Consider the following 21346-nt stretch of genomic DNA (forward strand, 5'->3'; position numbering starts at 1 on the left):
ATATTTTGGAGAGATTTGCAACAATACTATTAGGCTGAAGCAATTGAATACAACGATGACAAGCAGCAACCATCTTTTGGTATGATGCTTTTAATAAAGTGTATTACAATCTACTTCAATCTACTTCAATACAACCATCTACGTAGCTCTGTGTTTATCATTGCATAGCGAATGCCTAATAAGGTGTATTACAATCCACCTAAAAGTAGCCATATATTTGAGCAAAGCCATAATACTCAGTAAGAACAATTGAAAACTAAACTAGATTAAAAAATATTTTTGATTAGCATCAAGTCACGAATTGTCCTTTGGGATATGAGGTGTATTACAATCTACTTTAATAGCGATTTATCATGTTAGTATAACTAGTGTACTAAGAACAGTGCTTTTTGGAGATTTAATATATAGGTGTATTGCAATACACCTAAAAAGATAAGTTATTTCGCTACACCGCATTTACTTATGTAATCGAATGCGGTATAGTGTAATCATATTAATGATTAAGTAGGAGGGAAATACATGGCTGCAACAATATATGTGACTGGAAATTTTAAAGGTGGAGTTGGTAAGAGTACAACCGCTCAAATGCTATCTTATGAAAGTGCTCTGAAGAAAGAAAGAAAGACTCTTTTAATTGATATGGATCCACAAGGGAACGCTTCAGAAGTAATGGAACTTACATCTGAAAACATTACTGGAAAAGAAGTTTCGTTTAAAAATGGAGAGACAATCTGGGAAGGTATAACAACATACAAAGACTTAACGAAGGTAATTTATCCAGTTGCTGAAAATTTGGATATTATTCCTGCAAATATCAAGTTTTCTGCATACCCACAGTACATTATAGGCAAGCTGAAGAATACTACTGAACAGCTTAAATATTTTGCTGAATTCATTGTACCTTTAAGAGAAATGTATGATGTGATTTATATTGATGTGCCACCAACAATTAGTGTATACTCTGACGCTGCAATGTATGTTGCCGATTGGGTAATACTTATTCTCCAAACCCAAGTTAAGTCTTTACGAGGTGGACAAGACTACATTGACTATATGAAATTTTTTAAGAAAAAACATAGTGCAAAATTAGATGTTTTGGGAATTGTTCCATTTATGGTTCAAAAAAGAGATTCAGTTGATATTGAAGTTTATGATATGGCAAAAGAGTTGTATCCGGAACACCTGATCTCAACGGTAGTTCTCAACAATGGCAGGTTGAAGAGATACGATGGTGATGGAATCACTGAAACACTTACCAAAAAAGGACACATCAATAAGAAAGATGCTCATACACATAGAATTTTCTTAGATATTCTTGATGAACTTGATGAAAATGAAGAAGCTTTGGGGGATTTATAATAAATGAAAAAGAAAATGAGGTCACTTTTAAAAGATCCAGAAGAATTGCAATCACATAACATGCCAGATATTGACCAAATATTGAATGAAGAAGCTGAAGATGAAAATTACGAAAGCTTTGTAGGAAATCTAAGACCATCTGAAGAAGAGAAAACAATTACTGAAGAAACTAAGAAAAGGCCAGGAAGAAAGATCAAGTATGAAGATAGGCGCTTCAAGTCAACTGAATCGCTAAAGATCTCTCCTAGTGTCAAATTGAAGATGGAAATACTGAAGTCAATTAACTTTGATGGAAAACCATTTGCCGAGGTAATAAATACTCTATGTGATCAGTATGTTGATCGAGATTTGCGAGCTGAAGAGAGAGAATACTTTAAAGAGAAATATGTTAAGGATATGAAAGACTTAGCTGGGAAAATGAAAATCCCACCTTCTAAGCAAGGAAAAATCAATAAAGGAAATTAATTGAAGTGTATTGCGCTACACCGCAAAAAGAAAAATTTAATAAAAATTCTCTACTTTAAATATAATTGAACTACACCTAAATTGCTATTAAGCTACACTTTAAACAGTATTGCACTACACTTCAATTGTGATAGAGGTATTACTTTGTTCATATTGCGGTGTATTGTAATTATCTCGAAATGAGTGCTTTCAAATTCTCTGATATTAGATTAATTTATATGAAAACGTGATAATATCAACATTAGTAACTTAGATGGGTATTCCACGCTAGTTAATGATGCTTAACTATACGGTGCTAATTGAGATACACCGCAATTCTAAAATTACTATATATTTTGATTGTTTACACTACACCTCAATGTGTATTGCGTTACACCTTAATAAACATTGAGCTATACCGCAATTAATAATGCGCTACACCTTAAATAATAATTGAGGTGTAGCGCATTATAATTTATCTCCAAAAACTGTTTCTTATTTTTTTTTTTGCGTTAAACTTCAAAAGTAGACATCTAAAGTTTTGTGTATTCAAACTTAAATTAAGTTGCCTATTTAAATCTAATTAGATATTATTCAATTTGAAAATAAAAAAAGAGACGAAATAAAATTTTGAATTGGCGTTCAAAATAATGATAATCGTCTACGTGTGTTCTTCACTCTTTTTCGAAGAAAGTAAAGTGATTGGTAGATCACTTTTTGCTATAAATCTAACAATGAAATTATAGCTTCTTTTTAGAAAAAAATCAATAGTAGAAGGCTTATTTAAGTGTGCTCTATTGCGCTTTATTGCCTTTTTTATTTAACTTCGGAGAACACTATTATTTAGTGTTCTCTATTTTTTATGTCTGGAGGTGTGTCAAATGGATTTAACAAGTGTCTATGCAGCGATTTTGAAAAACGGATTGCGCAAATACAAGTATAAAAACAGCAAGATTAAACCAATTGATAGCAATGAAGGTAATAAAGGGGCTATCTTTGGTTACCGGACAAAAGATCACATGAAACAAGGCCGGGGAATTGTGATTACTTCAGAAGAAGGTCTATCTGAAAACATGGATCAGTTGACCCACTGGACACCAAATGTGTTTTGTTTTGGAACTTATTCGGATAGTGGCCGCCAGTTTCCAATTGGCCATGAAGAAGAGAATCTAAGACAGATCAACACATTTTTTGTAGATATTGATCTACCTGAAAACAGTACAAAGTTTAATCACGGTGAAATCGTGCTTGCTGCATACGATCGTTTAGGATTCATGCCGACTATGATCTTGGATACACCAAAAGGCTATCAAGCTTTCTTTGTTCTTAAATCTCCTGCTTATGTAACTAAAAAGACAAACTATAAAGTGATCGATCGGGTAGCAAAGAAGATCTCAAAAAATATCCGTAAAGAACTAGCAAAAGATTTACCTGGTATCGATGTGAACTGTAACCACTTTGGAATCACCAGAATTCCTCGTGCTGACAACATTCTGTTTCATGAGGAATCATATACGTACACATTCCAGGAGTGGATGAACTGGTCAATGACAATCTCTGAAGATAAAAAGGCTGAAGTGATTCAATTTCCGCATCAAAAGAACGAGATCCGTCAACTAGATGAAAAATGGGTAGATCTATTGATTAACTCTGAAAAGTTAATCGGTTCAAAAGGAGTATTAGGACGAAACAACGCCATTTTTACGCTATCTTTGGCCTATTATTCTTCAAAATCAAGTATTGAAACATGCGAATATAATATGATCATGCTGAATGATCGTTTAAAAAATCCGCTCAAAGAGTCAGAAATTAAGCGGATTATTAAGAGTGCTTACTCTTCAAAATACGAAGCAGCTTCGAAAGATTACATTCGTGAGATCTGTCATACCTGGATTGATCCTAATTTGAGTGACGATCAGCTGTTTTCACAACCAAAGTGCTGGTATAAATTCCAAAAGGCTCGTAATGAACGAGTTAGATCTCACTCAGTAGAATGGCAGCAAGACATCCTTGCTTATTTGGCGAACCAAAGTTACACGTATAAACCGTTCGTTTACTCTACGAAAAAGGAGATCCGTGAAGAAATTGGTGTACCGGAGAGATCTTTCGATGCTGCACTTAAAAAGCTGAAAGAAACGAACCAGGTATTTTATCGAGTTACGGCCGGACGTGGTGGCGGAATTATGATCGCTTCAGTTAAAGCCCTTATGCGGTCAATCATTCTAACGAAAAAAGAAGTGCGTGAAGCTTATTTTGACGCGGTTAGAGAGGCTTTCCTTGTGCCAGGTACATTAATTCAAAAGGTATTTTATCAGTTGCTACCGGCTAAGAAAGACTATGAAGCAATAGAATTAATCAGTTCGGGTGTCGGCTGAAATTAAAACCCGCAAACTGCCTATACATTATATCTATGATACGTCTCCTTCTTCCGCTGAGCAGAACTGGTGCCTTAGCGCTTCTTGCTTTAGCAAGCTTTGGGCTGGTGAATCTTGTTTTTTATGCTGCTTAACCCTTGGGCCTTAGCCCCAGAGAATTTTGTTTTCTAGGTCTTGGGTTACACGGATAATCCCTGTAACCTTTACTGTTCATGATTGACAGGGTAGGGGGTATAGGGAACAGTGATACAGAAAATAGCGGTAAGAATACAAACTATTTCAACGTAGTTAAGTAAATTGTTCGATTATAGAACCTTAAACAGGGAAACTTATGCAACGTTATAGTTAAGTCTTTTCACAAAGAATTTGATTGCTAAAACGTTGATAAATCAAGAAAGCTGAACTAGACCTCTTGAAATTCACAAAGTGTTCAGCTGAAACGCTTGGGAGAGTAAATGCTTAATCTAAGGGCAGTTATGTTAACTAGGCGATTTCTTCAGATAATTTAAGTTCTTTCAAACAAGTGATCGTTCGTCTTTTTTCCGCTACCGCTAATTTCTGTACGAATGTTCCAGATACTTTCTCAAGTTAAAAACTTAAAAAAAATCAGAAACGTTGATTTAACAGCATTCTTGATTTTTTTAAACAACCACTACCGCTATTTTCTGTATGGATGTTCCAGTGACCCCATTTAAACCTAGTTAAATCAAAAGAAAAAGCTCCATGATCTGGAGCTTTTACATAGAAAAAGACCAGTCAGCCTAGTCTTTTTTGGAACTATTAAAGCGTTTCAGCATAATCAGATACTTTGTTTAGGAAAAAATTTCTTTCGTTTTCGTCAGTATTGCGAAGGAAGGGTAGCGTAATCGACCTAGTTGTCTTAATGCCACACATTTTAAGTACTTGTTTTTTTAAAACTTTTCCGTAGTCTTGTTGAAATATTCTGGCGTAGATGTTTGGTGTGTCATGAGTTGTAATCACAGTTGCAGTTTTATTTGGCAATAACCCTACAGGTACAACTCCTTTATATTCATACGCAAAGCCTTTTACAAAAACTCTATCAACGTAACCTTTCAGTATAGCGGGCATACTGCTCCACCAAATAGGGTATATAAAGACTAAATGGTCGGACCACGTCAAATCGTCTCGATATTTTTGAGTTGAAGGAGAATCTTTTAGATCTCGGCGTTTGTTGTCCTTGTCAAAATGAAGTACAGGATCAAAATTATCTTTATAGAGATCAAGAATTTTAACTTGGTGATGGGCAGAAATTTTCTGTTTGAATGAGTCTAAAATTGCATTATTAAAGCTATCCTCATTGGGATGAGCATAAACAACTAAAATATTCATATTTTGGGTTCTCTCCTCGTGTTTTTATTAAGTATACATTAGTGTGCTTAATAATTTTATTAGACTTTAGACCGAGAAGTTCTGCTAACGGAGGAAACAACATAGATTCTAAGACAGCAATAGCATAACCTTTTGAAGGGAGGAAAGAAAATGATTGATGGAAGAGAATGTTATGATCCGAACATGGTACCAATTAATGAATTTAGTAAATCATTGTCTTGGCCACCAACATATATTCAATGTGATTGCGACAAAATAATTGGAAGATCTCAGTACGGGAATGGATCTTACTATTGGAAATGCGAAGAATGTGGGAAAGTATTTTCTATGAGAATAGGTAGCATTGTAGAGAATTAAATTTGCCTTTTTGAGAGGTCGAAGACCAAATACGAAAACACACAGTAGAAAACAGCAGCGTACAATTAAATGTATGCTGCTGCTTTTATTTGGATCTATGAGACTAGTTCACTTTTAAGAGCTGGCATTTCAGCTTTGATATGTTCTCTAGCGAAATCTATGTCAGCAATCCAGCTGTTGATATCCTTCTTTTCGATGATCAACGGCATACGATCGTGGATTTTTGAAACTGATTGATTAGGCTCTGTTGTCATTATGATTGATTCCGTTTCGATCCCTTCAGCCGAATGGTGGATACGATAGAATCCGGCCACGTACATTACCTTATCTTTGGTAAACAAGAATTTCTTTTTGTCCTGGTCCCATTCATAGAATCCGGATTATCAATACCAAATTTGAAATAATACTGTCAAATGAATAGTTTTATATAATGGACATGTCTAAATTATTGATGAAAATTTAGAAGAAGAGTCTGACTAAACAACTTACTTATGCATACAAAATAGAAAAAAGAGACTATTGACAATACATAGATATTCATCTATATTCAATGTATAGACGGATATCTATGTAAGGAGGCATATACATTATGAACCATGTTGAGTTGTCCGTAATGTTAAAGGCACTCGCTGATCCTAATCGTTTGAAAATCGTTGATCTTTTGTCAAATGGTAGTTTATGTGCATGTGATATCTTAGAGCATTTTGATTTTACTCAGCCAACTCTTTCACATCATATGAAAGTATTAGAAAAGGCAGGAATTATTTTTGTGACAAAGAACAAAAGTTGGCATCATTATTCGTTAGAATATGAATTTATGAAGCAAGTAATGGGTGTGCTTGAAGAAATTCTCTCTATTTCGACAAGCGCAGAATAATCTTTAAGTAAGGTTGGGAGGAGTATTGGATGTGGGAATGGGTTAGTGACCAAGTTTTCAAAATGGTCTGGCTAAATGATTTAGCTGGTAGGTTGTTGGAATTTTTTGGGATATCGTTAGACAGTAAACTTGGAAGTAGTCTGCAATTTTTTATATTTGATACTATTAAGATTTTTATTCTTTTATCAGTTTTGATTTTTACAATGGGAATTATACAATCGTTCTTTCCCCCTGAAAAAACGAAAGTTATCCTTGGCGGTATAAAAGGATGGAAAGGCAATATTTTAGGAGCTTTACTGGGGACTGTGACCCCTTTTTGTAGCTGTTCTAGTATTCCGATCTTCATCGGCTTTACCACTGCGGGGCTTCCATTAGGTGTAACATTTTCATTTTTGATTTCGTCCCCTATGGTTGATATTGCTTCAATAATATTACTGATGTCTTTCTTTGGTGTTAAAATCGCTATATTATATGTAATTGTAGGATTATTTTTTGCAGTAATTGGAGGTACTATTATCGATAAATTAGGGATGGAAAACGAAATACAGGATTATATAAGGAAAATGGAAGACGCTGCAACATTTGTCGAAGAATTAACTTGGAAGGATCGGTTTCGCTTTGGAATTGAACAAGTTAAAGAAGTAGCTGGTAAAGTTTGGCCGTATGTGCTTATCGGAGTGGGTATTGGAGCAGTTATCCATAATTGGATACCAGAGAGCTTTATTCAAACTGTATTAGGAAAAGACAATCCTTTTGCAGTCGTTCTGGCAACTGTAATCGGTGCGCCCATTTATGCGGATATCTTTGGTGTTTTGCCGATTGCAGAAGCTCTCTTTAGTAAAGGGGTTCCAATTGGGACATTGGTATCATTTATGATGTCAGTCACAACATTATCGTTACCATCATTGATTATGTTGAGTAAGGTTGTAAAACCGAAACTATTAGCACTATTCATAGGTATATGTATGGTTGGCATTTTACTTATTGGATTTGCTTTTAATTTATTACCAATTTAGATAGCGAAAGGATGAAGAAAATGATTATCAAAGTTTTAGGACCAGGCTGTAAAAATTGTCAAAATCTAGAAAAAAACGTAAAAGAAGCACTTGATTCATCGAATACTCAAGCGGAAATCGTGAAAGTTACTGACATGATTGAGATTCATAAGTATGGTGTGATGAGAACTCCTGGATTAGTTATTGATGACAAAGTAGTTGTGTCGGGGCGAGTGCCTAAAGCTAAAGAAATTAAAGAACTACTCCCTTAAATGATCTTCTAAAAGTTTTATTACAACCAAACTTAAAGATGTGCTCGTCAAGTAGGAATATCCATTAATCTTGATGAGCATTTTTACTGGATTAGGACGCACTCTTTATCATTAGTTAATTATATGTAAGTACACATATTAAAAGATTGATTATTGAAAAGAAAATCTCTTGACAAAACATAGATATTTATCTATATTTTAAACATAGATAAATATCTATGTAAGGAGGAACAGGAATGAATTATGATGAAATGTCAAAAACATTAAAGGCACTTGCTGATCCCAAACGTCTGAAGATCATCGATCTTTTGTCATGCGGCAGTCTGTGTGCTTGTGACATCTTAGATCATTTTGATTTTACCCAACCAACACTTTCTCATCATATGAAAGTATTGGAGAAAGCTGGAGTTGTCCTTGTAACTAAGGAAGGTACTTGGCATCACTATCAACTAACAGATGCTTTTATCGATCAATTTATGGGTTCAATGATGCAATTATTTTCTGTTAAAGATGATTGTATTTGTAAAAAAATAAACTGTGATTGTAAAGGAGAAAAGAACGATGAAAAAATTGGAACTATTTGAACCAGCAATGTGCTGTTCAACAGGAGTCTGCGGCCCATCAGTAGATGAAGAATTATTAATGGTGACCTCGGTTTTTGAAACTTTCGAAGGGCTAGATTCAGTTGATGCTTCTCGTCATAATCTAACAAGCGATCCTGATGCTTTTGTGAATCAACCAACGATTTTAAAATTACTCCAAGAAAAGGGAAATGATATTCTGCCAGTGACATTGCTAGACGGCGAAATCGTAAAAGAAGGGTCGTATCCTACGCTTGAAGAGTTTGGAAAATATGGTGATGTTCATTTTGTCACTCAATCAGCAAGTAACTCTGGTGGTTGCTGCGGCGGAAACAGTGGAAACGAAGGCTGTTGCTAACAGCCTCTTTCCAAAAAATAAGGAGGAGATAGAATGCTTCAATATATTCCCCAAAAGATGGGATTAACCAAGTATCTGTTTTTTACAGGTAAAGGTGGCGTTGGTAAAACAACGACTGCTTGCGCAACGGCAACTTCTTTGGCGCAAGAGGGTAATAAAGTCATGTTGGTTAGTACTGATCCAGCTTCAAACCTGCAAGATATTTTTCAAACGACTTTAACCAACAAACCAACTTCGATTGATGGAATCAAAAATTTAAAAGTAGCAAACTTCGATCCAGTTACGGCTGCTGAAGAGTATAAGGAAAGTATCGTTGGTCCGTATCGTGGTATTCTTCCTGATAGTGCACTGTTCAATATGGAGGAACAATTATCGGGATCTTGTACAGTGGAAATCGCAGCATTTAACGAGTTTGCTAATTTTTTAACTGATAAAGATGTTGCAGAACAATATGACTATGTCATCTTCGATACAGCCCCAACTGGTCATACATTAAGAATGCTACAATTGCCTTCTGCATGGAATAATTACCTAGATGAAAACACCACAGGAGTTTCTTGTTTGGGCCAATTATCCGGTTTAGGCGATAAAAAAGATATATATGAAAAAGCAGTGGAGACACTGACTAACGCAACGCAAACGTCTTTAATTTTAGTTACTCGACCGCAAAAAGCACCTTTAATTGAAGCTGAACGTGCTTCTGAGGAGTTACTAAAATTAGGGATTAAGAATCAGAAATTAGTGGTTAATGGTCTATTGAATAACCCTGATGATGCGATTTCTCAAGTGATCTATTCTGAGCAACAAAATGATCTAAAAGAAATGCCGGAATCATTGACTAGTTTTGAAACATACTATATTCCACTTCGCCCATATAATGTTACAGGTATAGACAAACTTCAAATCTTGTTAAGCGATCAACAACCGATTGTATTTGAACAAGAACAGGAATTGATTGAATTTCCTAACTTAGATTCTATTGTAAGTGAGTTTATTCGCACAAATAAAAAGATTATCTTTACAATGGGTAAAGGTGGTGTTGGTAAGACGACAGTTGCAATCCAAATTGCTGAAAAGCTAGCACAATCAGGTAAAAAGGTTCATTTAGCAACAACTGACCCTGCTGATCATCTAAACTTGTTTCTTTCAAATGAGCTGCCAATTTCAATTAGCCACATTGATGAAGAAAAGGAACTAGAGGCATACAAAGAAGAAGTTCTTTCGAAAGCTCGTGAGACGATGGACGCTGATGATGTTGCTTATGTTGAAGAGGATCTTCGTTCACCTTGTACACAAGAAATCGCGGTATTTAGAGCTTTTGCGGAAATCGTAGATAAATCAGAAAATGAGATTGTGGTTATTGACACAGCACCTACGGGACATACGTTACTTCTTTTAGACTCTACTCAAAGTTATGCAAGAGAGGTTGAGAGAAGTTCTGGTGAAGTACCAATGTCGATTCAAAAACTATTACCAAGATTACAGAACGGGAATGAAACGGAAGTATTAATGGTCACACTTCCTGAAACAACACCGGTCTATGAGTCAATGCGCTTGGATGAAGATTTGGATCGTGCAAAAATTGCGCATACGTGGTGGTTAGTCAATCAAAGCATGTACGCTACTGATACGTCTAACGAGGTTTTAAAAGCACGTGCAATGAATGAAATTGAATGGATTAATAAGGTAAAAGATCTCTCAGACGGGCATTTTGCTGTTGCTGAATGGGTTCCGAATTTTGACGCAGAATTAGTTCATTAATTTTTTTGAATTTAATATAGATGAACCTCTATATATAGATTCATCTATTAATTTGCGCAAAAAATAAAATAAAGATGAAAAAGTTACTGAGTCACCTTTGAATGTTGTTCGAATAGCTATTACAGCATTATTTTATTTAAAAAATAGTACAAGTAATCAATCGCAATATCATTATCATTCACTTCCGAGAGCCAAGTTTAAATTGCTTTAGTGAATGGTGCATTTAAATTTTAAAAAATATTTTTCAAAAGAAGGCGCAAGCCATTAGGAGGAAATAGATGAGTTCTGAAAATAATAAACAGGGTTTAGGTATTTTTGAAAAATATCTGACACTATGGGTAATTTTGTGTATGGCTGTTGGAGTATTAATTGGAAAATTCTTACCGAGTGTTCCAGATACATTAAGCAAGTTTGAGTATTATCAAGTATCAATTCCCACGGCAATTTTAATATGGTTAATGATTTATCCAATGATGCTAAAGATTGATTTCACCAGTATTGTAAGTGCTGCTAAAAAGCCCAAAGGCTTAGTTGTTACCTGTGTAACGAACTGGTTGATCAAACCATTTACAATGTATGCTATATCAGCATTTTTCTTCTATGTAGTTTTTAAAAATCTTATTCCTGTAGAGTTAGCTAAAGAGTATGTTGCCGGCGCGGTTATCTTGGGGGCTGCACCTTGTACGGCAATGGTTTTTGTATGGAGTTACTTAACAAAAGGCGACGCAGCATATACTTTGGTACAAGTAGCGATCAATGATCTAATTATTTTAATATTGTTTGCACCTATAGTGGCTTTTTTACTTGGTGTGGATAATGTTGTTGTTCCAATGGGAACGCTACTTTTATCAACAGTCCTCTTCGTTGTAGTGCCATTACTTCTAGGCTTTTCTACTAGAGTATTGATAATCAAAAATAAAGGAAAAGACTATTTCGAAAATGTTTTTCTAAAGAAATTTGATTCTGTTACAATCGTTGGTTTATTGCTAACCTTGATTATTATTTTTTCTTTTCAAGGAGAAAAAATACTGGCAAATCCAACCCATATTTTATTAATTGCAATTCCATTAACTATTCAAACGTTATTAATTTTTACCATTGCCTATGGATGGGCAAGATTTTGGAAGTTACCACATGAAATTGCCTCACCAGCAGGAATGATTGGAGCAAGCAACTTCTTTGAACTGGCAGTAGCGGTTGCTATCTCTCTTTTCGGACTACAGTCAGGTGCGACTTTAGCGACAGTAGTAGGAGTGCTAGTTGAAGTACCTGTCATGTTGTTGTTAGTAAAAATTTCCAATAATACAAAGTCATGGTTTGTGGAACCAGATGATATTTCCAAAATCCATAATCAATATAACTGATTGAGATAGAAAGTGATTAAATAGTAAGCTGCTGAGGTAATTTGAATCATGTCTGAAGAAAAGAGAACAGTCGCTAGATTATCAGGAATGTCAATGGCTTTTATTCTAGCTAAATTATTGAATTATCCAATTAGTATCGGTATATTTATCAACTTTATTACGCTAATTTTAGTCCTCTATTTATTAGCAAAAAGGAAAGAAAGTAAAAGTAAGAAAAAATAGAGTCATGTGGTCAATTGACCACATGATTTTTTAAAGGAAAAGTATTTGAAATATTTTTGTTAATTAAGATGACTATTATGAAAGGAAATAATCAATGGCAAACGCACTTGAAATAGAAAATCTGGAAAAAGTATATGGAACAGGTATTAAGGCATTACGAGGAATTGATCTAAAGGTTGAAAATGGCGATTTTTATGCTCTTTTAGGCCCAAATGGTGCTGGAAAATCAACTACGATCGGGATTATTACTTCTCTTGTTAACAAAACATCTGGAAAGGTAAAAGTTTTTGACTACGATCTTGATACCGATTTAGAAAAAGCAAAGCAACAGATTGGCCTTGTCCCACAAGAATTCAACTTCAATCCTTTTGAAACTGTTCAACAAATAGTAGTAAATCAAGCAGGATACTATGGAGTTCCTAGAAAAGAAGCATTGAAACGTAGTGAGAAGTATTTGAAGCAATCAAATTTATGGGAAAAACGTAATGAACGTGCTCGAATGCTTTCTGGTGGGATGAAGAGACGACTTATGATTGCTCGAGCACTGATGCATGAACCACGACTGCTAATTTTAGATGAACCGACTGCCGGAGTAGATATTGAATTGAGACGTGAAATGTGGACGTTCTTAAGGGAGTTAAATGAAAATGGAACTACCATTATTTTGACCACCCATTATTTGGAAGAAGCCGAAATGCTTTGTAGACATATAGGGATTATTCAATCTGGCGAATTGATCGAAAATACTAGTATGAAAAATCTTCTTTCAAAATTACAGTTTGAAACATTCATTTTAGACTTGTCACCTCATGATTTAACACCTAAAATAAACGGATATAAATATTTTTTGGAAGATGATCTGACTTTATCGGTGGAAGTAGAGCGAAATCAAGGAGTAAATGATATTTTCAATCAGCTCAGCGATCAAGGTATGAAAGTTTTATCAATGCGTAATAAGTCTAATCGTTTAGAAGAGCTATTTTTGAAAATAACTGAGGAAAATAGTCTATCGGAGGAGACCAATGCTTAATCTATATTTTACCGCTTTAAAAAGTCTGGCCGTAAAAGAAACCACCCGTTATCTACGAATTTGGGTGCAAACGTTGGTACCGCCTGTTATCACAACGTCATTGTATTTCATAATTTTCGGGAAAATGATCGGTGGTCGAATTGGTGATATGGGCGGGTTTTCCTATATGGAATTTATCGTTCCAGGCTTAATTATGATGTCAGCAATCACTAGTTCTTATGCAAATGTTTCTTCTTCATTTTTCTCTCAGAAGTTGCAAAAAAATATTGAAGAACTATTGGTTGCACCAGTACCAACTCACATTATTATCTGGGGATTTGTCATCGGAGGACTAGGAAGAAGTCTTCTAGTAGGAACACTTGTAACGATTGTCTCTTTATTTTTTGTGCCACTTAATGTACATTCTTGGATAATCGTTATTCTCACATGGTTAATGACAGCAACCTTATTTTCATTAGCAGGCTTAATAAACGGCGTTTTTGCTCAATCTTACGACGATGTCTCAATCGTTCCTACTTTCATTTTACAACCACTTACTTATCTCGGTGGCGTATTTTATGCGATATCAATGTTGGCTCCATTTTGGCAAAATGTTTCAAAAATCAACCCGATCGTTTATATGATATCAGCGTTTAGATATGGATTTTTAGGAACGACCGATGTACCAATAACCGTTTCAATCACAATACTTGTTCTGTTCATTTTAGTTCTTTATACTGTTTGTTACTATATAGTTAATACTGGTAGAGGATTGAGAAGCTAATTCATAATAATCGTGTCTGTTGAGTGCTTCTTTAGTTTCTCATTATCGATTGGAGGAAAATATTAGTGAAAAAAATTTATTTTTTATGTACAGGCAATTCATGCCGTAGTCAAATGGCTGAGGGCTATGGACACAAAGTGTTATCTGATTCAGAGTTTGAGGTTAGAAGTGCTGGTATTGAATCACATGGTTTGAATCCTAGAGCTGTGAAAGTCATGGCAGAAGATGGCATAGATATCTCAAAACAAACATCTGATTTGATTGATTTGGATTTTTTTAATCAAGCTGATTTAATTATTACTCTCTGTGGTGACGCAAAGGACAAATGCCCAAGGGTTCCAAAAGACGTTGAACATATTCATTGGGATTTAAAAGATCCTGCTCAAGCAACTGGAACGGAAGAAGAAATACTGTCAGAGTTTAGAAAGACAAGAGATATTATAAAGCAGAACATTATGAATTTAAGATAGGGGTATTTCAAAGTATAATCACGCTGTATAATACCAGCGACAAGATTAGTTTAATAGCAGAAATAACAGAAGGTAAGGGTTTTATATTTAAGAGAAAAATCCCCAGATTAAAATCATTGGATGGTCTTAATCTGGGGATTTTTAGTTTCTTTGATAAATCTGCCCATAAGCTACTTTTAAGTCATTCCTTAGTCGGCCATTTTCTATCTCTAGCTTTTTATTCTTTCTTTTTAAAGACTCGATTAGTGCATCTTTGCTATTCGAAGAATTATCTAAGGATTTTCCACTAAACCTTTTTTGATTATCTGAAGTAATTCTGAGAGTTTCTATTCTGCTACGATACGCATTGTTGCTGTACAAAGTAGCTTTTGCCACGCCTGCTTCTTTTGCAACACTATTAAAATTTATTTTTTTCTGTTGAGCTATCAGTGCATTTATTGCATGGTCAACTTTTTTCGCGGTGGCAGCTTTTCTATCTTCATGTACACGTTTCAAGTGTTCTATTTGATTGTAATTATCCATTAATTTTCTCCTGGTTTAATCTGTTTTTTCTTCCGAAGATAAAGTTTCCTTCATAGAGAGTAGATAGGATATTTTGATACCTCTCCAGATTTTTCTTGTTCGCTGATATGAGTTCGGGTCTTTCGACTTTTGTTGCTAATTCGATTGCCCTTGTAACTGTTTTTACATGAAGTTCGTATTTTGAAATATCCAAATCAGAGAAACCTATAGCCAAATCTTTACATGGTGTTTGGTTGGTACCGCAACTTAGACAAGGTGGAGAATCCATATATGGACAATTACCCTTTAGACGAGCATGACAGGTCCCGAAAGGGTTATCAATCGCATGTAGCTTATAATCTTGCCAGAGTAGCTTGAGACTCGTTGAGGATACTTCAGATTGTAAAGCGACTTCATTGACCTGACCCACTGAATCGAAACTGAAAATACCTTGTTTTACAACAGATTCAAATGCTTTACGCTTTGTATCATCAAGAATTTTTGCATATTGAACAGTCATTTCAGGCGAAGCGTGTGCTAATAATTGTTGAACAGTTAATATGTCGGCTCCTCCATTCAGCATTTTTACCGCATATGTGTGCCTGAACTGGTGCGTTTTAAAATGAAAAATATTACCGGACTCGTCAGTGATACCCTTTTTCTGAGCAAAGTTGTTCAGATGAAATGCAACCGACTTTTGAGGCAAAGGATTCCCTTTCCTGTTCCCATGATAACAAACGAAAATATAATTTAAGAGATTGTTCTCTTGATTGCTCAGCTTACCAGATTTATCAATTAAAGAGGCGATAATCAAGGCTAATTCATTATCTATTGGAATTCGATGGTCTTTGACAAAAGTTTTTTCAATATCGGTTTGTACCCAATACTTATTATTAATTTTTTTTAAGCAGTCTTTTCTAAGTCCTAGAACATCTGAGATTCGTAATCCTGTCTTTAGAGCTATCCATACAATTGGAACTATTTCGGGGGAGAGATCGTTAATATTTTCAAAAAGCTGATTCAGAACAAAATCCGGAATGTAATCAATTTGATCAATTGACTTCTTCTTTCTTTTGGGTTTATCCTCAGGAAACATTAAATGATTTATATTTATTTTGGGAGCAACGTCATAGTTAAATATTTGGATGTCCTCTAAAAACTTTTGAGGATAGTGTAATGATCTATTGATATATCCTTCGGGGTTAGAAATAGAATCTCTCGAATCTGCTGTGTATTTGTTAAGATATTCAATGTACTGTTCAATGTGGCTCCGGTTTAAATCCTTAAGATCATTCCAGTGCGGTTCAATCATGAAGATGAAATTAATGAATTTCTTTAAATACAAAATTGTCATCTGAGCTGTTCCAACAGTGAAGTTTCTTTTTCCTAGTAAACGATGCTTAAAATATTTTCTGAGAGGATCAATCATTTTCTCGTTTACTTTTGTAAAATCGATATAATAATTACTTGTGCTTCTGTTATATTCAAGACCGTAATTCCTGTGAAGATTTTTGATGTTCCATTTATCTTTTTCCCATTCTTCACGGAAATCAGTGTATTCAAATAGGAAGTCGTGTAGTCTTCTTAAAAATGCAGCTGACGGTCGTATGGTTTTATATTCACGATTTTCGCTATTCTTCTTTTGATAGTGAGAAGAGATTCCCTTAGCATTAAGCCAAAAAAAATACCTTTTCTCAGCAGCATCAATATCCAAATCTAATAAAGAATTTAAATTCGGATATTTTTCGTTCAAAAATACGGTTACTGAATAAAGAGGTCCGCTATACGTATGGAAGGCACCGTAAATCGTCCAAAGGTCATCAAAAAGTCTGCGATAAAATACATATTTCAGTTCTGAATTAATATTTGAATTTACACTTTTAAATTTCAGCTTATTCCTACCAGCTTCACTGGATATCCTATGCTTTTCTACAGAAGCTACAAATTGATTGATATCTTGGAACATGTCAATTGTCCAAATGTCATTCTCTAAGAAAACATCTGTATAAATTTGATTTGTGGTAACAGACTTATTTGAGTGAATTGTTTTCTCTAAGAAGTGAGATAAATCATTGTTTATTCGTTCATAAACTGATATTGGGTGATTTTGATTATTTTGGGTCATTACAGTCCTCCTGAAGAATAGTATTGTCAAAATTGAATTCGGGTTGTGCAGTTAACCAGGATGCTCTAATCTCTTCATCCGTAGGATGGAGATAGGAATCCATAGTTGTTTGAATCTGAGCATGACCGAGTCTGTCTTGTAATTGTTTTATATCCTTGGTTTTTTGGTAAAACAAAGTTGCATGGGTATGGCGGAGTAGGTGAGGATATAGATGTAAATTTGTTTTTTCTTTTAACCGTTTAAATACTGAACTTACATTCCAATATTCCATAGGGTCTCCTTTATTTTGTCCTGCAAGCTTTATAAAAAGGTGATTAGATTTTGATCCAATTTCATCAATCACATCATAAAGATAGTCATCATAAAGCTCCATTAATTCCTGAGAAATGAGGATTTTCCGCTCACCACTCTTTAAACGCGCACCGTTTTCTAATTGTCCACGATAAACAATATTGATGTAGTGAGAAAGCTGGTGGTCGAAAATAAAATCTTCTATATGCAGGGATAGTACCTCACCAATTCTCATGCCAGTTTCGAACAATATTTGAATAAGCAGCTTATCGCGAATATTGGTTGCCGCATTCAAAATTATATTTACTTCATTTTTGTTCAATGCTCGGATTTTTATCTTAGGCTCTTTTACTTTTAGAACGTTTCTATTTACTTCATTTCTTTTCGATACATGATGTAGGAGGCCTTTATATGACCTTGAGTTATTCCCCATAGTTTTTTTGAATAAATTTTCTACCTGAGTATTGGATAAATTTTCATTTCTATATTGATAATCATAGAAACTACTTATAACTGATAAAGTTAGATTGATTGTTTTTTCTTTTCGTGGCGGTGAGTAAGCTTGCAATGGGATAATTTTGGTGCTGTTATAGGGGGTTCTTAGCCAAGACATAAAATCGACTAAATCTTCTAATTTAACTTTCTTGTAATCTAAATCATTTTCGCTTAGAAAAGTGAAGAAATGCTTTAAGGCATAGCAATATGTTTTTAGTGTATTCGGACTCTTTTGAGTTGAATCTAAATATTTTAAATATTTTTGAACGGGTGTAACTGATATTCCTTGCTGATCTATTAATAGATAGCGTTTTTTATTAGTGTCTAAAATTACTTCCTGAACTCTAATAGGATCACCTCTTCTTTGCTATGATAGGAAAACATATATTAAACAAATTGGTCAAAATAAAATCAGTAAAGATAAAGATTCTAAAATAAAGAAATAGAGGAGAATATGCTCGCATAATGAACATATCAGCCTCTATTTATCTTACTCTATATAAACCAGTCATTGGAAATACACACCGGTTATCTTGAAATGGCTTTGCAAAGGTCTTTTTCTGCTCGACGCTTTCAGATCTAGCATTGATCATTAGCTGGCCTTTTTTAAAGCCGGTAAAGCCCCATTTTGTTACACCTGCCACTGGTTTGTTGTCCTTATTTCCACCAATCGTAATGACATGATTCGTTGGATAAATTTCACCTGTAGCAATTTTTTCAGCTAGCCTTTCTTCTTGCCTAGCTTGCTCCTGGATCTTCTTATATAGAGCGCTTAGTTCTTCTGAATCAAGGTCAAAAAAGTATCTACCGCACATTTTCTGATCACCTCTCATTATTTGGTGTTTCATAAAGCGATTTTAAGGTCATTTTAACTCGTTGCGTAGGGAATTACACGTAACAAGCTTCTAGGAGCGGAGTATAAGTGTTAACTTGGATACTGATTGATAAAATAGTCAAACTTCTTGACGCTATCGTCATTTTCGCTGTTAGCAACTAGTCTAAGATAGTAGGTGAGTCTATCCCTGCCTTCTTCATATTCAGTTTGTTCGCCGCACCCTGTCACTAAATCAAAAAATGATTCCTGATTGATGTATCTTTGTTCATAAAGTCGAATTACATTGAGTTCACGCAGCACGAAAATACTGACTTCATTCAGATTCATGGTTCTCACCTTCTTCATAAAATGGCTGATAGAATTCATTATCTTTCTCTAGTTGAAGCTCTGGATCAAATTTAGCTTCAGTATTTAGACTATCTTTTTTTGGTGATTTAAACATATCAACTTTGTACCATTTAGAATTATCAACTATAGATACATTGCGGACATCTTGCCAATCAATTTTTTGATCTTCAAAGACAAAATAATCCTGATAGGCTTCTCCTGAAAAATATCCGGATATTTCGTCTACTAAACGACCAAACTCGTCAACAATATTTAGCTGTAGAGTTACCTCCTTGCGTTTTAAAAATGATTCAGAAAGAACTATATCAATTTCTTCACGACTCAATAGAGGTTTAGCAGCATTGTTTTTTAAGGCGTATTCTTCATTTGCGATAACGCCTTTCATTAAGTCGTCCATTGCATAGGCGGTGCCCCACTTCAAACCGAAAGGCCGATCGTGAAAATCATTATAGTCGTGAAATTCTTTCTTAGTTCGCTTTACCATGCGGTTCACTCTCGATTCCGCCCTGCCCTCCTGCATGGCCGCCGATTAAACTGCTCCTCGAAATAGCGCGCGATCCGGGCATTAGGCTAGTTCCGTGAACAATTGCTTTGAACCCATATTTTTTTCGAATGGTATCAACAACGTAATCAACTTTATGATCATTAATTTGTTCTTCGGGTTCTGCAAACAAGTTAAGCTGCAATGAATTCGTAAAAGTAAGTCTTGAACAATTGACACCAATGTTTCTTATATCCTGTCGCCGGTAATTCTTATCAAAGATAATCAGCAGCGTTTCAGCGATTTCTTTACTTGAATTTGTCAGCGGTATTCTCATTTGCTGATGAAAACCGTGCTTATCGGGGTTTTTGTAATCTATGTATCCCATTGAATAGCCAACAAACAAGCTTACACATTCAGTTTTTGCGCCGCTTCGCCGGAGACGTGTACCTACTTGATCAGCCATTTCCTTGATGACTGTTTCTACCTCGTCACGTCTGGTGTAATCCTTGTTTAGCACTTGGGAGTTACCGATCGACTTTGATTTTGAGGTGTATTTTTGACCTAAAAAGCTACGATCGATCCCCCATGCTTTTGCGTAAAGTTCAGTACCAACAACGCCAAGTTGGGTTTTTAAACGCCAATAATCAGCGTGAGCGAGATCGTAACCGGTCTTGATTCCCATTCGGACCAGCCGTTTATTTGTTCGTTTTGCGATTCCGCAAAATTCAGTAAGATCCTGCACATTCCACAGTTTTGCTGGAACGTCCTCGTAACGGATTTCAGCACGCATATTTCTATTGTGCTTGGAGTATAGGTCTAATGCGGCCTTCGCCAACCAAGGATTATCACCGATTCCAACTGTTGTATATATGCCTGTTTGCTGAAATACGTCAATTTGAATCAAGCGGGCCAATTGATCAGCTGTTTCACAGCCATACAATTTAAGCGAGTCTGTAACGTCTAAAAAGCTTTCATCTACACTAAATACTGCATGATTCTTTTCGTCAGCGTACTTTCTATATATGTTGTTAATTTCCATGTTTTTCTGCATGTATACTCGCATTAGTGGCGGTGCAATAACGAGATCATCAGGATACGGAAACGGCAAATCTCTGGCACGAGACACGTTTGAAATGCCATAGGCTCTTTTTGCGGCTGGGGAAGACGCTAGAATCAGTCCGCTTCCCCTTTCAGATGGATCGTCTGAAGGATAGCTCATAACCACTAACTTGGTGGTCAACGGATTTAGCCCACGTTCGACACACTCTACGGAACTGTAGAAACGTTTGCAATCGATACAAAGTATGTCTCGACTTGGTTCACGCTCGTAAATGAATTTTGGATTATCGTCCCAATTCATAACCATAATAGGCACTTCCTACCTAACCATTATACCGAACGTATGTTCGATATAATGGTATGAAAATTACTAATATTTGTCAACGAAAGCTTTTCATTAATTAAAATTAGAGCGATATTCGTACCTTTTATTTAATGTGATCAAAAATAAAGAGAAAGTAAAAGATCCGCAAACGAAGGTTTGCTCTCGCTGTCTATGTAAAGCGCCACAAAAAAATGGCCTTTACAGTACACATTGAAATGCCGAAGGGCTTCCTTCTTTTCGGCTTTTCAGTCTGCACAGAAATAAAGATATTACTAGGAATTCCTGCATAATCTATAGTCAGAAAT

The 21346-nt window shown here is 35.3% G+C and carries 23 protein-coding genes and 1 pseudogene; 15 read left to right on the forward strand and 9 right to left on the reverse strand.

The window, feature by feature from the left end:
• Positions 1 to 519 precede the first annotated feature (519 nt).
• From I585_RS22360 to I585_RS22370, 3 genes are all read left to right on the forward strand, one after another.
• The gene (locus I585_RS22360) at positions 520 to 1359 is read left to right on the forward strand and encodes a ParA family protein (protein ID WP_010738955.1); all 840 of its coding nucleotides are present in this window, start codon (positions 520 to 522) and stop codon (positions 1357 to 1359) included.
• A gap of 3 nt (positions 1360 to 1362) precedes the next feature.
• Positions 1363 to 1824 carry a hypothetical protein gene (locus I585_RS22365; RefSeq protein ID WP_010738956.1) on the forward strand — a complete coding sequence of 154 codons (462 nt, stop codon included), beginning with the start codon at positions 1363 to 1365 and terminating at the stop codon, positions 1822 to 1824.
• Between the two features lie 860 nt (positions 1825 to 2684).
• Entirely contained in the window at positions 2685 to 4178 is a 1494-nt protein-coding gene (locus I585_RS22370; RefSeq protein WP_010738913.1) for a primase C-terminal domain-containing protein, read from the forward strand.
• Positions 4179 to 4958: 780 nt separating this feature from the next.
• Here I585_RS22370 and I585_RS22375 read toward each other — a convergent pair.
• On the reverse strand, positions 4959 to 5528 hold the full coding sequence (locus I585_RS22375) for an NAD(P)H-dependent oxidoreductase (RefSeq protein ID WP_010738914.1): 570 nt from the start codon (positions 5526 to 5528) through the stop codon (positions 4959 to 4961).
• A gap of 150 nt (positions 5529 to 5678) precedes the next feature.
• Between I585_RS22375 and I585_RS22380 the strand changes: the two genes are divergently transcribed.
• Complete coding sequence (locus I585_RS22380) at positions 5679 to 5885, forward strand: hypothetical protein (protein ID WP_010738915.1); 207 nt, start codon at positions 5679 to 5681, stop codon at positions 5883 to 5885.
• Positions 5886 to 5980: 95 nt separating this feature from the next.
• On the opposite strand, the pseudogene I585_RS22385 reads toward I585_RS22380, so the two are convergent.
• Positions 5981 to 6265 (reverse strand): annotated as a pseudogene (locus I585_RS22385) (SOS response-associated peptidase family protein); the annotation flags it as partial.
• A 209-nt stretch (positions 6266 to 6474) separates the two neighbouring features.
• Here I585_RS22385 and I585_RS22390 point away from each other — a divergent pair.
• The 11 genes from I585_RS22390 (at position 6475) to arsC (ending at position 14578) form a co-directional block, all read left to right on the forward strand.
• A complete protein-coding gene (locus tag I585_RS22390) occupies positions 6475 to 6762 on the forward strand; it encodes an ArsR/SmtB family transcription factor (RefSeq protein WP_010738917.1) in 288 nt (95 codons plus the stop codon).
• A gap of 29 nt (positions 6763 to 6791) precedes the next feature.
• The gene (locus tag I585_RS22395; RefSeq protein ID WP_010738918.1) at positions 6792 to 7778 is read left to right on the forward strand and encodes a permease; all 987 of its coding nucleotides are present in this window, start codon (positions 6792 to 6794) and stop codon (positions 7776 to 7778) included.
• Positions 7779 to 7798: 20 nt separating this feature from the next.
• Positions 7799 to 8029 (forward strand): thioredoxin family protein, encoded by a 231-nt coding sequence (locus I585_RS22400; protein ID WP_010738919.1) that lies wholly within the window; start codon positions 7799 to 7801, stop codon positions 8027 to 8029.
• Between the two features lie 236 nt (positions 8030 to 8265).
• On the forward strand, positions 8266 to 8613 hold the full coding sequence (locus I585_RS22405) for an ArsR/SmtB family transcription factor (protein WP_010738920.1): 348 nt from the start codon (positions 8266 to 8268) through the stop codon (positions 8611 to 8613).
• The gene (gene arsD, locus I585_RS22410) at positions 8591 to 8968 is read left to right on the forward strand and encodes an arsenite efflux transporter metallochaperone ArsD (protein ID WP_010738921.1); all 378 of its coding nucleotides are present in this window, start codon (positions 8591 to 8593) and stop codon (positions 8966 to 8968) included. The genes I585_RS22405 and arsD overlap by 23 nt, the downstream gene beginning before the upstream one ends.
• 33 nt (positions 8969 to 9001) lie before the next feature.
• Complete coding sequence (gene arsA, locus I585_RS22415) at positions 9002 to 10729, forward strand: arsenical pump-driving ATPase (protein ID WP_010738922.1); 1728 nt, start codon at positions 9002 to 9004, stop codon at positions 10727 to 10729.
• 278 nt (positions 10730 to 11007) lie between these two features.
• Complete coding sequence (gene arsB, locus I585_RS22420) at positions 11008 to 12093, forward strand: ACR3 family arsenite efflux transporter (protein WP_010738923.1); 1086 nt, start codon at positions 11008 to 11010, stop codon at positions 12091 to 12093.
• Positions 12094 to 12141: 48 nt separating this feature from the next.
• Positions 12142 to 12315 carry a hypothetical protein gene (locus I585_RS23480; RefSeq protein ID WP_010738924.1) on the forward strand — a complete coding sequence of 58 codons (174 nt, stop codon included), beginning with the start codon at positions 12142 to 12144 and terminating at the stop codon, positions 12313 to 12315.
• 94 nt (positions 12316 to 12409) lie between these two features.
• Entirely contained in the window at positions 12410 to 13345 is a 936-nt protein-coding gene (locus tag I585_RS22425; protein ID WP_010738925.1) for an ABC transporter ATP-binding protein, read from the forward strand.
• Complete coding sequence (locus I585_RS22430) at positions 13338 to 14108, forward strand: ABC transporter permease (RefSeq protein WP_010738926.1); 771 nt, start codon at positions 13338 to 13340, stop codon at positions 14106 to 14108. The genes I585_RS22425 and I585_RS22430 overlap by 8 nt, the downstream gene beginning before the upstream one ends.
• A gap of 65 nt (positions 14109 to 14173) precedes the next feature.
• Positions 14174 to 14578, forward strand: coding sequence for an arsenate reductase (thioredoxin) (arsC, locus tag I585_RS22435; protein ID WP_010738927.1), 405 nt, complete (start codon positions 14174 to 14176; stop codon positions 14576 to 14578).
• 141 nt (positions 14579 to 14719) lie between these two features.
• Here the strand turns inward: arsC and I585_RS22440 are convergent, their stop codons facing one another.
• The 7 genes from I585_RS22440 to I585_RS22470 form a co-directional block, all read right to left on the reverse strand.
• Positions 14720 to 15100 carry a DUF6262 family protein gene (locus I585_RS22440; RefSeq protein WP_010738928.1) on the reverse strand — a complete coding sequence of 127 codons (381 nt, stop codon included), beginning with the start codon at positions 15098 to 15100 and terminating at the stop codon, positions 14720 to 14722.
• On the reverse strand, positions 15093 to 17204 hold the full coding sequence (locus I585_RS22445) for a tyrosine-type recombinase/integrase (protein WP_010738929.1): 2112 nt from the start codon (positions 17202 to 17204) through the stop codon (positions 15093 to 15095). The genes I585_RS22440 and I585_RS22445 overlap by 8 nt, the downstream gene beginning before the upstream one ends.
• The gene (locus I585_RS22450) at positions 17191 to 18339 is read right to left on the reverse strand and encodes a tyrosine-type recombinase/integrase (protein ID WP_051104497.1); all 1149 of its coding nucleotides are present in this window, start codon (positions 18337 to 18339) and stop codon (positions 17191 to 17193) included. The genes I585_RS22445 and I585_RS22450 overlap by 14 nt, the downstream gene beginning before the upstream one ends.
• A gap of 136 nt (positions 18340 to 18475) precedes the next feature.
• Entirely contained in the window at positions 18476 to 18805 is a 330-nt protein-coding gene (locus I585_RS22455; RefSeq protein WP_010738931.1) for an SOS response-associated peptidase family protein, read from the reverse strand.
• A 110-nt stretch (positions 18806 to 18915) separates the two neighbouring features.
• Positions 18916 to 19152, reverse strand: a complete 237-nt coding sequence (locus I585_RS22460) for a hypothetical protein (RefSeq protein WP_010738932.1) — start codon at positions 19150 to 19152, stop codon at positions 18916 to 18918.
• A complete protein-coding gene (locus tag I585_RS22465) occupies positions 19139 to 19657 on the reverse strand; it encodes a hypothetical protein (RefSeq protein WP_010738933.1) in 519 nt (172 codons plus the stop codon). Before I585_RS22465 ends, I585_RS22460 begins: the two co-directional genes overlap by 14 nt.
• Entirely contained in the window at positions 19641 to 21023 is a 1383-nt protein-coding gene (locus I585_RS22470; protein WP_010738934.1) for a Y-family DNA polymerase, read from the reverse strand. The genes I585_RS22465 and I585_RS22470 overlap by 17 nt, the downstream gene beginning before the upstream one ends.
• Positions 21024 to 21346 lie beyond the last annotated feature (323 nt).

Origin of the sequence: Enterococcus malodoratus ATCC 43197 (assembly GCF_000407185.1) — a bacterium.
GTDB classification, from domain to species: domain Bacteria; phylum Bacillota; class Bacilli; order Lactobacillales; family Enterococcaceae; genus Enterococcus_A; species Enterococcus_A malodoratus.